This window comes from Sphingomonas sp. PR090111-T3T-6A, assembly GCF_000383095.1.
Taxonomy (GTDB): domain Bacteria; phylum Pseudomonadota; class Alphaproteobacteria; order Sphingomonadales; family Sphingomonadaceae; genus Solisphingomonas.
Map to the genome: position 1 here is coordinate 110,509 of NZ_AORL01000022.1, position 10,791 is coordinate 121,299.

The 10,791-nt window shown below is 69.4% G+C and carries 10 protein-coding genes; 4 read left to right on the top strand and 6 right to left on the bottom strand.

The genetic code is table 11. The features are described from left to right. Window positions 1–1,368: a hypothetical protein gene (locus tag ST3T6A_RS0116330; protein ID WP_019834027.1), complete on the top strand. Its 1,368-nt coding sequence runs from the start codon at window positions 1–3 to the stop codon at window positions 1,366–1,368. On the opposite strand, the gene ST3T6A_RS0116335 is transcribed toward ST3T6A_RS0116330, so the two are convergent. Both ST3T6A_RS0116335 and ST3T6A_RS0116340 read right to left on the bottom strand, forming a co-directional pair. Further along, a complete protein-coding gene (locus ST3T6A_RS0116335; protein ID WP_019834028.1) occupies window positions 1,319–2,317 on the bottom strand; it encodes a ligase-associated DNA damage response exonuclease in 999 nt (332 codons plus the stop codon). The genes ST3T6A_RS0116330 and ST3T6A_RS0116335 overlap by 50 nt on opposite strands. A gap of 36 nt (window positions 2,318–2,353) precedes the next feature. After that, on the bottom strand, window positions 2,354–2,533 hold the full coding sequence (locus ST3T6A_RS0116340) for a hypothetical protein (protein ID WP_019834029.1): 180 nt from the start codon (window positions 2,531–2,533) through the stop codon (window positions 2,354–2,356). A gap of 91 nt (window positions 2,534–2,624) precedes the next feature. On the opposite strand from ST3T6A_RS0116340, the gene ST3T6A_RS0116345 reads away from it, so the two are divergent. Continuing rightward, complete coding sequence (locus ST3T6A_RS0116345; RefSeq protein WP_019834030.1) at window positions 2,625–5,033, top strand: ligase-associated DNA damage response DEXH box helicase; 2,409 nt, start codon at window positions 2,625–2,627, stop codon at window positions 5,031–5,033. 64 nt (window positions 5,034–5,097) lie between these two features. Further along, on the top strand, window positions 5,098–5,670 hold the full coding sequence (locus ST3T6A_RS0116350; RefSeq protein WP_026359795.1) for a CHAP domain-containing protein: 573 nt from the start codon (window positions 5,098–5,100) through the stop codon (window positions 5,668–5,670). On the opposite strand, the gene ST3T6A_RS0116355 is transcribed toward ST3T6A_RS0116350, so the two are convergent. Continuing rightward, entirely contained in the window at window positions 5,667–6,191 is a 525-nt protein-coding gene (locus tag ST3T6A_RS0116355) for a CcdC protein domain-containing protein (RefSeq protein ID WP_019834032.1), read from the bottom strand. The genes ST3T6A_RS0116350 and ST3T6A_RS0116355 overlap by 4 nt on opposite strands. A 98-nt stretch (window positions 6,192–6,289) precedes the next feature. On the opposite strand from ST3T6A_RS0116355, the gene pdeM reads away from it, so the two are divergent. Next, entirely contained in the window at window positions 6,290–6,964 is a 675-nt protein-coding gene (gene pdeM / locus ST3T6A_RS0116360) for a ligase-associated DNA damage response endonuclease PdeM (protein WP_019834033.1), read from the top strand. Here pdeM and msrA read toward each other — a convergent pair. From msrA to pabB, 3 genes are all read right to left on the bottom strand, one after another. Beyond that, window positions 6,961–7,629 carry a peptide-methionine (S)-S-oxide reductase MsrA gene (msrA, locus tag ST3T6A_RS0116365; protein ID WP_026359796.1) on the bottom strand — a complete coding sequence of 223 codons (669 nt, stop codon included), beginning with the start codon at window positions 7,627–7,629 and terminating at the stop codon, window positions 6,961–6,963. The genes pdeM and msrA overlap by 4 nt on opposite strands. 62 nt (window positions 7,630–7,691) lie before the next feature. Next, window positions 7,692–8,894 carry a pyridoxal phosphate-dependent aminotransferase gene (locus ST3T6A_RS0116370; protein ID WP_019834035.1) on the bottom strand — a complete coding sequence of 401 codons (1,203 nt, stop codon included), beginning with the start codon at window positions 8,892–8,894 and terminating at the stop codon, window positions 7,692–7,694. A gap of 60 nt (window positions 8,895–8,954) precedes the next feature. Further along, window positions 8,955–10,730 carry an aminodeoxychorismate synthase component I gene (gene pabB / locus ST3T6A_RS0116375; RefSeq protein ID WP_019834036.1) on the bottom strand — a complete coding sequence of 592 codons (1,776 nt, stop codon included), beginning with the start codon at window positions 10,728–10,730 and terminating at the stop codon, window positions 8,955–8,957. Window positions 10,731–10,791: the final 61 nt, after the last annotated feature.

The following is a 10,791-nucleotide window of genomic DNA, read 5'->3' on the forward strand; positions in this document are numbered from 1 at the left end:
ATGCGTAGTGAGACTATCGTTCCCCCTCCCCGATCCGCCCTTGGATCGGGCCGGCTGCTCCTGCTGATCGCCCTGTTCGTCGGCATCGCCGTCAGGGTCGGGTGGGCGATGCTCCGCCGCACGCCCTGGGCGACCGGCGAGGCTCCCAATGTCGCGATGGCGCTCGCGCAGGGCCATGGCTTCTCGGACGCGTTCATGGCGGGACAGGGGCCGACCGCGCATCTGCTGCCTCTCGCACCCGCCATTGCAGGCGCGGTCTACTGGCTGTTCGGCATCCGCACGATCGCGGCCGAGGCGGTGCTGTGCGCCTGGTCGATCGGGATCAGCTTCGCGAGCTACGCGCTGCTCTACCTCGTCTTCAAGCGGCTGGGGACGCCGCGCTGGGCCCGGCTGGGGGCACTGGTCTTCCTGCTGGTGGCACCGATCTACACCACCAACGAAGCCTTCGAATGGCGCGTGTGGGAGGGCGGCCTCGGCCTGCTGCTCGGCAACCTCACCCTCTACACGGTGGTGCGCGCCGATACCGGCCAGCCGGTGCGCCGGTCCGGCCTATGGCTGGCGGTGCTGCCGGCGCTCACCTTCTTCGTGAACCCGGTGGTCGGGCTCGCCGCCTATGCCGGCTGGGCGCTCTATCTGTGGCGCAACCAGCGGAGCCTGTCCCGCATCGCCCGCGCCACCGTCGCGACGCTGCTGGCGCTCGCCTTGCTGGTCGGGCCGTGGACGGCGCGCAACTGGCTGGCGATGGGCCACCCCATCCCGCTCCGCGACGATCTCGGCATGGAACTGGCGGTGGCCAACTATCCGGAAGCCGTGCATGGCGACGATCGCAACAAGGTGTTCTACGATCGCCTGACCGCGATCCAGCCCTACATCCACCCGATCGCCCAGCGCGCGATGATCGAGGCCGGCGGCGAGGTCGCCTATTCGCAGAAGCTCGGCCGCGAGACCAAGGCGTGGATCGCCGCCCATCCGGCCGACTTCCTGCTGCTCTGCCGCCGTCATCTCGGGCAGATGACGCTGCCGGGGACGTGGATGTTCATGACCTCGCACGGCGTCTGGCTGCCGGTGGTGCGCTCCTGGCTGGCGCGGACGGTGAACATATTGGGCTTCCTCGGCCTCGCCTTCGCGCTGGCGCGGCGTTCGCCCCGCTATCTCTATGTGCTGCCCTTCGTGATCGGGCCGGCGCTGCTCTACATCCCCTTCCAGCCGGTGATCCGCTATTGCTGGCTGATCTATCCGGCGCTGGCCTGCCTCGCCGGGGATTTCGTCGCACGGGTGTGGCTGCATGTCGGCCGGAGGCACCGCCGGCAGGCCCTGCTCAATCGTCTTCATCCTCATAGCCGGCCAGAGCCAGCGCCCGCGCCCTGATCTGGTGCATCTGGCACCAGCGGACGAGCGCCTCCTCGCGGCCGTGCGTCACCCATAGCTCCTGCGGGGCCAGCTCTCGGATGGTGGCGGTCAGCTCGTCCCAGTCGGCATGGTCGGAGACGATCAGCGGCAGCTCGACATTGCGCTGCCGCGCCCGCTGGCGCACCCGCATCCAGCCCGACGCCATCGCCGTGATCGGATCGGGCAGCCGCCGCGACCAGCGATCGTTCAACGCTCCCGGCGGCGCCAGCACGATCCGCCCCTTCAGTGCCGCCGCCGGAAGCCCGGTGGCAGGGGCCAGCTCGCCCAGATCGACCCCCAACTCCACATAGAGCGCGCAGAGCCGCTCCAGCGCGCCATGGAGGTGGATGACGTCATGATGGCCGCGCCGACGCAGCTCCGCGATCAATCGCTGCGCCTTGCCGAGCGCATAAGCGCCGACCAGCACGCAGCGATCGGGATTGGCGTGGAGCGCCTCCAGCAGCCGGTCAACCTCCGCCCCAGTGTCGGGATGGCGGAAGACGGGGAGGCCGAAGGTCGCCTCGGTGATGAAGATGTCGCAGGGCACCGGCTCGAACGGTGCACAGGTCGGGTCCGGCCGGCGCTTATAGTCGCCGCTGACGACGATCCGTTCCGAGCCCCGCTCCAGCACGATCTGCGCCGAGCCCAGCACATGCCCCGCCGGCACGAAGCGCACCGAGACGTCGCCCAGCCGCACCCCCTCGCCATAGCGGACGGGCTGGCCGTTCTGCGGGCCATAGCGCGTCTCCATGATCGCCAGCGTCTCGGGCGTGGCCATCACCGTGCCATGGCCGCCGCGGGCATGGTCGGCATGGCCATGCGTCACCAGCGCTCGGGGCTTGGGGCTCGACGGATCGATCCACGCATCGGCGGCGGGGATGTAGATGCCCTCGGGACGGGGCTCGATCCAGGAACCGAGGCGCGCCATGGGAGCGATACGGCCGAGCCTCCGCCCGGTTCCGGCTCAGCGCAGCTTGGCGATCTTGAGCCCGTCGAGCTTGGCGCGCGCCTGGATCGATTCCTCGCTGCGGGTGAGCGCCTTGCCGATGGCCTTGAGCGCCATGCCCTTGGCGGCGAGGCGGTGGAGCTTCTGGATCTCGTCCGAGGTCCAGGGCTGTTTGTGTCGAACGAAGCCCTCGGCCATCGCGTGTCTCCTTGTCCGCCGCTTGTAGCTCCGGCGCCCGATGCTGGCGAGGGCTGGCGGAACGGGGCGTAAACACCGATGTTCTCAGCGAATGTCCGAGCTTCCCCCGATTCTTAGCCGCTGGTTCAAGGCGCGTGGCTGGACTCCGCGCCGCCACCAGCTCGCCATGCTGGACGCGGCACGCGCGGGGAAGAGCGCCCTCCTCGTCGCCCCGACGGGTGCGGGCAAGACTCTGGCGGGCTTCCTCCCCAGCCTTGTCGAACTGATCGAGCAGCCGGCGGACGGCCTCCACACCCTCTATGTCTCGCCGCTCAAGGCGCTGGCCGTGGACGTGCAGCGCAACCTGCTCGGCCCGATCGAGGAAATGGCCCTCCCCATCCGCGTCGAGACGCGCACCGGCGACACCCCCTCCGACCGCAAGGCCCGACAGCGCGCCAAGCCGCCGCAGATGCTGCTGACGACGCCGGAATCGCTCAGTCTCCTCCTCTCCTATCCCGATGCGGCCCAGATGTTCGCGGGGCTGAAGACGCTGGTGATCGACGAGGTCCACGCCTTCGCCCCCACCAAGCGCGGCGATCTGCTGGCGCTCTCGATGGCGCGCCTCGCCCGCTTGGCGCCGGGGATGCGACGGGTGGCGCTGTCCGCGACGGTGGCCGACCCAGACCTCTATCGCGGCTGGCTCTCCGGCACCGGCGATCTCGACACGGTGACGCTGGTCGAGGGTGACCCCGGCGCCGATCCCGACATCGCCATCCTGCTGCCCCACGGAACCGTGCCTTGGGCAGGCCATTCGGGCCGTTACGCCGCCGAACAGGTGATGGCCGAGATCGCCGCGCACCGCACGACGATCATCTTCTGCAACACCCGCAGCCTCGCCGAGCTGATCTTCCAGGATCTCTGGGCGGTGAACGAAGAGCATCTCCCGATCGGCATCCACCATGGCAGCCTCGACCGCGAGGCGCGCCGCAAGGTGGAGCAGGCGATGGCCGATGGGCGGCTCCGCGCGCTGGTCGCCACCGCCAGCCTCGATCTCGGCGTGGACTGGGGCGATGTCGATCTCGTCATCCAGATGGGCGCGCCCAAGGGCTCGTCGCGCCTGCTCCAGCGCATCGGCCGCGCCAACCACCGGCTCGACGTGCCGTCGAAGGCGCTGATCGTGCCGGGCAATCGCTTCGAATATCTGGAGGCCCGCGCCGCCGTCGACGCCGTGGAGGCGGGCGAGCGCGACCCCGATATCTTTCGCGAAGGCGCGCTCGACGTGCTCGCCCAGCACATCATGGCCATGGCCTCGGCCGAGCCTTTCAGGCGGGATGCTCTGCTCGACGAGGTGCGCGAAGCCGCCCCCTACGCCACCCTCCCGGCCGGGACGTTCGACCGCGTGCTCGGCTTCGTCGCGACCGGTGGCTATGCGCTCCGGGCCTACGACCAGTATAAGCGCCTCACCGAAGGCCCCGACGGCCTCTGGCGGGTGAGCCATCCCCGCTTCGTGACGCAATTCCGTCTCAACGCCGGCATCATCGTCGAGGCGCCGATGCTGACGGTACGATTCCGCAACGGCCGTTCCCTCGGCAAGATCGAGGAGGGCTTCGCCGCCACCCTCTCGCCGAAAGACACCTTCTTCTTCTCCGGCCTCAGCCTCGAAGTGGAGGGCGTGAAGGGCGAAGACCTGATCGTCCGCGCCACCGCTCGCCCGGCGCGCATCCCGACCTATGGCGGCGCGCGGATGCCGATCTCGACCAACCTCGCCGACCGGGTGCGACACTTCCTTCACGAGCCCGAGCAGTGGCCGCGCTTTCCCGACGACGTGCGCGACTGGCTGGAGACGCAGCAGCGCCGCTCCAGCCTCCCCGCGCCCGAGAGACTGCTGATCGAAACCTTCCCGCGCGAGGGGCGGCACTATATGGTCGTCTACAGCTTCGAGGGCTGGAACGCGCACCAGTCGCTCGGCATGCTGGTCACGCGGCGGATGGAGACGGCGGGGCTGCAACCGATCGGCTTCGTCTCGTCCGATTATGCCATCGCCACCTATTCGCTGAAGCCCGTCACCGATCCGCGCCCGCTCTTCTCCCCCGATATCCTGGAGCATGAGTTCGTCGACTGGGTGCAGGAATCGGCGCTCTTGAAGCGCGCCTTCCGCGAGGTGGCGGTGATCGGCGGCCTCGTCGAGCGCCAGCACCCCGGCAAGCGCAAGACGGGGCGACAGGTGAGCTTCTCGACCGACCTCATCTACGACGTGCTGCGCCGCTACGAGCCTTCGCATCTGTTGCTGGAGGCGGCGTGGAGCGATGCGAAGGCGCGGATGACCGATGTCGGCCGCCTCGGCCGCCTGCTCGATACCGCCGCCCAGCGCATCGAGCATGTCGCGCTCGACCGCGTCTCGCCACTGGCCGTGCCGGTGCTGGTGCTGATCGGGCGCGAGCGGGTGGCGCAGGGCACCGTCGACGACGCCCTGCTGATCGAGGCCGAAGCCCTCGTCGCCGAAGCCATGAACGAGCGTTAACCCTTGTGTCCCGGAACTCGGCTATCCAGCGAGTCGTTCGGCGAAACGATCCGGTGCTGATATCGTGAAGGGGCTTCTACTCGCGGGGTGTCTGGCGGCTTTGGCTGTGGCCACGCCGGTTGCCGCGCAGGATGACGACAGCGACGGGCGGATCGGCAACGGCCTCGAATGCGTGCCCTTCGCGCGCGCGATGTCCGGCATCCAGATCTTCGGCGACGCCTGGACCTGGTGGAACCAGGCCGCCAATCGCTATGAGGAAGGCAGCCTGCCGCGCGTCGGCGCGGTGCTGGTGTTCCGTCCGCACGGGCCTATGCGCCTCGGCCATGTCGCCGTGGTCAGCCGGATCGTCAGCAACCGCATTCTCATGATCACCCACGCCAACTGGTCGCGGATCGGCGGCGTGCGCGGGCAGATCGAGCGCGACGTCACGCTGGTCGACGTCTCGGCGGAGAATGACTGGAGCCAGGTCCGTGTCTGGTGGCGCGACAACAAGGGCCTCGGCACCACCGCCTATCCGGTCTACGGCTTCATCTACGGCCGCTCGGCCACGTCCGGCGTGCAGATCGCGCACCCGAGCAAGGCGCTGTCCAGCCCCTCGCCCGACATCGTCGGCGCGGTGATCGACTCGCTCGGCTAGGCCAGCCGCGCGGCGGCGAGCAGACGTCTCGCCCGCAGCGCCATCTCCACCCGTGTCGCCGCGATCAGGCCGAAAGCGAAGGCCATCAGGATATCGGTCGCCAGCATCGCGGCATGATGATCCGCCTGCGGGCCGTAGCTTCCGCCCATCTCCTGCCGCGCCACGCTGCGCACGAGGACGAGGCCGATCAGCAGGAAGAAGGCCGCCGGAGACGCCTGCTGGCTCAGTTCATGCGTCTCGGGATCGACCGTGATCCGCATCATCCGTCCGCGATACCAGCCGATCGCCGCCCCTCCGGCCAGCGCCAGCGCCGACCAGAGCCAGCCGCCCGGCCCCGGCGGGCTCTCGAAGAAGACCAGCGCCATGATCGCGGCGTAGACCGCCGGCAGAATCCACAGCATCTCGACCCGGAGCTTCCGCGCGCGCCGCATCGAGCGCCAGCGCAACGCCATCACCACCGCGATGATCGCGAAGGGAATCGCATAACTCAGCCACGGCACTGCCGCCTGATGCCCCTGCATGGTCCGGTATCTCCCCTGTCCCCACCGCTGTATTATCGGGACAAACCACCCGTCGCAAGCCGGCTTGCCTCCACGCGGAGGGCTGTTATGGGCGGGGCATGGTTCACTTTTCGTTCGCCGGAGTCGAGCTGGCCGCGCTGGCGCCGGGCGCGCTCGCCTGGCCGGCGCGGCGCGCGCTGCTGGTGGCCGATCTGCATCTCGAGAAGGCCAGCTTCTACGCACTCGGCGGGCAGATGCTTCCGCCTTATGATTCGCACGCGACGCTGTCCGAACTGGCCGTTCTGGTCGAGGCGACGGGGACGGAGGAGGTCTGGTGCCTCGGCGACAGCTTCCATGACGCCGAGGGCTGCGAGCGGCTGGCGCCCGAGACGCGCGAGACGCTCCGCCGGCTGACCTCCGCGACGCGCTGGACATGGATCGCGGGCAATCACGATCTCCACGCCGCCCGGCTCGCCGATCATTGCGGCGGGCATGTGGTGGGCGAGATCGAGGTGGACGGCCTGCTGCTCCGCCATGAGGCCGACCCGGCCGAACCACGCCCCGAGCTGTCGGGCCATTTCCACCCCAAGCTCCGCCTCACCATCCGGGGCAAGCATGTGGCGCGGCGCTGCTTCGTGGCGAGCGCGACCAAGTTGATCTTGCCCGCCTTCGGGGCATTGACCGGCGGGATGGACGCGGGCGATCCGGCGATCCGCGCCGCCCTCGCCCACCGGCCGGCGGAGGCGCTGGTGCCGGTCGCGGACCGGCTGCTGCGCTTCCCGATTGCCGCTTAGGCTTTGTAGCTCATCGGGAAGATGCGCTTCAGCGCCTCGACCTTCGGCCGATCGTTGATGACGATGTAGGGATAGCCCGGATTCCGGGCCATGAAATCCTGATGATAGGATTCGGCCGGGAAGAAGCCGGGCGCCTTCTCGATCGTCGTCACGATCGGGCGATCATAGACATGGGCGGCGGAAAGCTGCGCGATATAGGCGCGCGCCACTTTCTCCTGCGCGGGCGACTGCGGGAACAGCGCCGAGCGATATTGCGGGCCGGAGTCCGGTCCCTGCCGGTTGAGCTGGGTCGGGTCCGTGATCACCGAGAAATAGATGCGCAGCAGGTCGGCATAGTTCACCTGCGTGGGATCGAACACGACCTTCACCGATTCCGCATGGCCGGTGGTGCCGGTTTCGACATCCTCATAGGCGGCCGTGGAAGCGCGCCCACCGGTATAGCCCGAGGTGGTGCCGACCACGCCCTTCACATGGGCGAACACGCCCTGCACGCCCCAGAAGCAGCCGCCCGCGAAGATCGCCGTCTCGCGATGGCCGGAGACGGGCTCGGTGAGCGCAGGGGCCGGTGCCTTCACCACCGCTTCGGCGGCGATGCCCGGCTGGACGGCGAAGAAGAAGGCCGCACCGGCAGCCAGCGCGGCAATCACAGGAAGAGAACGAGGCATCGGGGGCGCCTTTCCGGGGAACATGTCCCCGGATTCGCTCGGCGCCTCCGATCGGTTACAGCCTAGCGTAGCGCGGCGACCGCCTCGGCGATGCGGTTGCACGCCTCGGTCAGCAGCGCGTCGGAGGTCGCGTAGCTGACGCGGAAGGCCGGCTCGAGACCGAAGGCGCCGCCATGCACCGCCGCCACCCGGCCCTCGTCGAGCAGATAGCCGACCAGCTTCTCGTCGGTGTCGATGAGCAGGCCGCCCGGCGTCGTCTTGCCGATCAGGCCCGAGACGTCGGGATAGACGTAGAAGGCGCCTTCCGGCGTCGGGCAGTGGATGCCGGGGATGGCGTTGAGGCCAAGCACCACGAGATCGCGGCGGCGCTGGAAGGCGGCGGCGCGCTCCTTGAGGAAGTCCTGCGGGCCGTTCAGCGCCGCAGTCGCCGCCGCCTGCGCGATCGAGCAGGGGTTGGACGTCGACTGCGACTGGAGCTTGGCCATCGCCTTGATGAGCCATTGCGGGCCGCCCGCGAAGCCGATGCGCCAGCCGGTCATCGCATAGGCCTTGGACGTGCCGTTGACGGTCAGCGTGCGCTCGTAGAGCGACGGGCAGACCTGCGCGATGGTCGAGAAGCGGAAGTCGTCATAGACGATATGCTCGTACATATCGTCGGCCATCACGAAGACCTGCGGGTGACGCTCGATCACCTCGCCCAGCGCGCGCAGCTCGTCCGACGTATAGGCGGCGCCGGTCGGGTTGGAGGGCGAGTTCAGGATCACCCAGCGCGTCTTCGGCGTGATCGCCGCCTCGAGCTGTTCGGGACGGATCTTGTAGTTCTGGTCCGCACCCGCCTTGATGATCACCGGCGTGCCGCCCGCGAACTGCACGATGTCCGGATAGCTCACCCAGTAGGGTGCCGGGATGATCACCTCGTCGCCCGCGTCGACGGTCGCGACCAGCGCGTTGAACAGCGTGTGCTTGCCGCCGACGTTCACGCTGACCTGATTGGTCTCGTAAGCGAGGCCGTTGTCGCGCTTGAACTTGGCGACGATCGCCTCCTTCAGCTCGGCGGTGCCGTCGACGTTGGTGTATTTGGTCTTGCCCTGGCGGATCGCCTCGATCGCGGCGTCCTTGACGAAGTCCGGCGTGTCGAAATCGGGCTCGCCGGCGCCGAGGCCGATCACGTCGATGCCCTGGCGCTTCAGGTCCAGCACGCGGCTGGTCATGGCAAGGGTGGCGGACGGCTGGATGCGGCCGAGCGCTTCCGACGTGGTTCGCATGGGGCAGGGCTTTCCGGTGGGAGGAAAAGGACGGGCGGGCCTATAGCCGGATGTCGCGCATCAGGGCAACCGCGCTCGAATCAATCCCCTGAGAGCATTTCCAAGCAAGAATCCGTCACGCAGATCGGCCTCCACGATATCCGATTCGACCGCCTGCCCTTGCGCGATCAGCCGCTCGCGCAGGATTCCGGGGAGCAGCCCCCGGTGGCGCGGCGGGGTGCGGAGTCGCCCGTCCGCGCCGCGCACGAACAGGTTGGTGAAGCTGCCCTCAGTCAGCCGCCCGTCGGGCCGGACGAACACCACCTCGAAATGGCTTCCCCGCGCCGCATCGTAGAAGGCGCGATCGCTGGTCTTGTGGACGAGGCGGAAGTCGCCCGGATCGACCGGCAGCGGCACCACCGGCGCCACCACTGGCTCGGTGGGCGGGGCGGGCAGCGGGCGCACCTCGATCGCGACGCGGCCCGCGCGGGAGATGCGCAGGCGGACCCGTGCCGGATCGCGCAGCCGGAAAGTCGCGGCCTGAAGCTCGTTGCGGACATCGTGCCGGTTGAAGGCGAAGCCCAGCGCGCGCGCCGAGCGCTTCAGGCGCAGCAGGTGCCGCTCCAGCTCCATCACCCCCTCAAGGGGATCGAACAGCATCGTCTCGATCAGGTCGAAGGGCGGGCAGGCCGCGCCGATGAAGCCGCCCTTGGCGAGGCATTCGCGCCATTCCGCCCCGACATCCGAATCGGCGACGATACCCGAGCCGAGCCCGATCGCCGCCCGCCCCGCATCGCCGATGGTGAGCGTGCGGATGGCGACGTTGAAGACGGCGCCTCCGTCCGCGTCGATCCGCCCGATCGCGCCGGTGTAGGCCCCGCGAGGGCCCGCCTCGACCTCGGCGGCGATCTCCATGGCGCGGAGCTTCGGCGCGCCGGTGATCGATCCGCAGGGGAAGGCCGCCTCCAGCACGCCGACCGCATCGCCGCCCGGCGCCAGCTCGGCGGTGACGGTGGAGGTCATCTGGTGGATGGTCGGATAGGTCTCGACCGTGAACAGCGCCGGCACCGCGACGCTGCCCGGCACCGCGATCCGCGACAGGTCGTTGCGGATCAGGTCGACGATCATGAGATTCTCGGCGCGCTGCTTCTCATCGCTGGCGAGCGTGCGCACCGCCTCGGCGTCGGCCAGCGGATCGGCGCCTCGCGTCGCCGTGCCCTTCATCGGCCGCGCCTCGATCCGACGGCCATCCAGGCGGAAGAACATCTCGGGCGAGAAGGAGAGCAGGGTCCGCTGCCCGTCATGGACGATGCCGCCCCACCCCGCCGCGGCCCGGCCCCGGATACGGGCATAGAGCGCCAGCGGATCGCCCGCCGTCGCCACGTCCGCCTGGAAAGTGAGGTTCGCCTGATAGATGTCGCCGGCCGCGATATAGGCCTCCACGCGCGAGAAGGCCTCGGCATAGGCGGCGAACGCGATGCGCGGCACCGGCGCCCCCGCCCACGCGCCCGCCGGATCGGGGAACAGCGAGGGCACGTCGGCGGCGGGGATCGTCTCGTAGCGCTCGAACAGGCCGAACCAGAGCAGCGGCCCCTCGCCTTCGGTGGCGGTGGACGCCTCGCCCGGAGCGCCCGCGTCATAGGCGATCCACCCCGCCGCATGGAGCCCCCGCGCCTGCGCAGTGCGCAGGGTCGCCAGGGCCTCGGCCAGCCCTGCGCGGGTGGAGGCGGTCACCACCTCGGCCGGATCGCGATAGAGCCGCGCCGGGCCGGCCCCCGCCCCTGTCGCATCGTCGAGCAGCACAAAGGGCCGCGAACGGTCGAGGCGCGGAAGGGAAGAGGACGGGGCGGCAGTCATCCCCGCCTCCCTGCCCGCGACCGGGCGATGGGGGCAAGCCTCTCTGAAGCGTTCGCTTGCA

Coding starts and splice junctions, on each gene's coding strand:
- pabB (WP_019834036.1), bottom strand. CDS start 10,730: ATGACTGCCGCCCCGTCCTCTTCCCTTCCGCGCCTCGACCGTTCGCGG.
- msrA (WP_026359796.1), bottom strand. CDS start 7,629: ATGCCTCGTTCTCTTCCTGTGATTGCCGCGCTGGCTGCCGGTGCGGCC.
- ST3T6A_RS0116335 (WP_019834028.1), bottom strand. CDS start 2,317: ATGGCGCGCCTCGGTTCCTGGATCGAGCCCCGTCCCGAGGGCATCTAC.
- ST3T6A_RS0116355 (WP_019834032.1), bottom strand. CDS start 6,191: ATGCAGGGGCATCAGGCGGCAGTGCCGTGGCTGAGTTATGCGATTCCC.
- ST3T6A_RS0116370 (WP_019834035.1), bottom strand. CDS start 8,894: ATGCGAACCACGTCGGAAGCGCTCGGCCGCATCCAGCCGTCCGCCACC.
- ST3T6A_RS0116330 (WP_019834027.1), top strand. CDS start 1: ATGCGTAGTGAGACTATCGTTCCCCCTCCCCGATCCGCCCTTGGATCG.
- ST3T6A_RS0116340 (WP_019834029.1), bottom strand. CDS start 2,533: ATGGCCGAGGGCTTCGTTCGACACAAACAGCCCTGGACCTCGGACGAG.
- ST3T6A_RS0116345 (WP_019834030.1), top strand. CDS start 2,625: ATGTCCGAGCTTCCCCCGATTCTTAGCCGCTGGTTCAAGGCGCGTGGC.
- pdeM (WP_019834033.1), top strand. CDS start 6,290: ATGGTTCACTTTTCGTTCGCCGGAGTCGAGCTGGCCGCGCTGGCGCCG.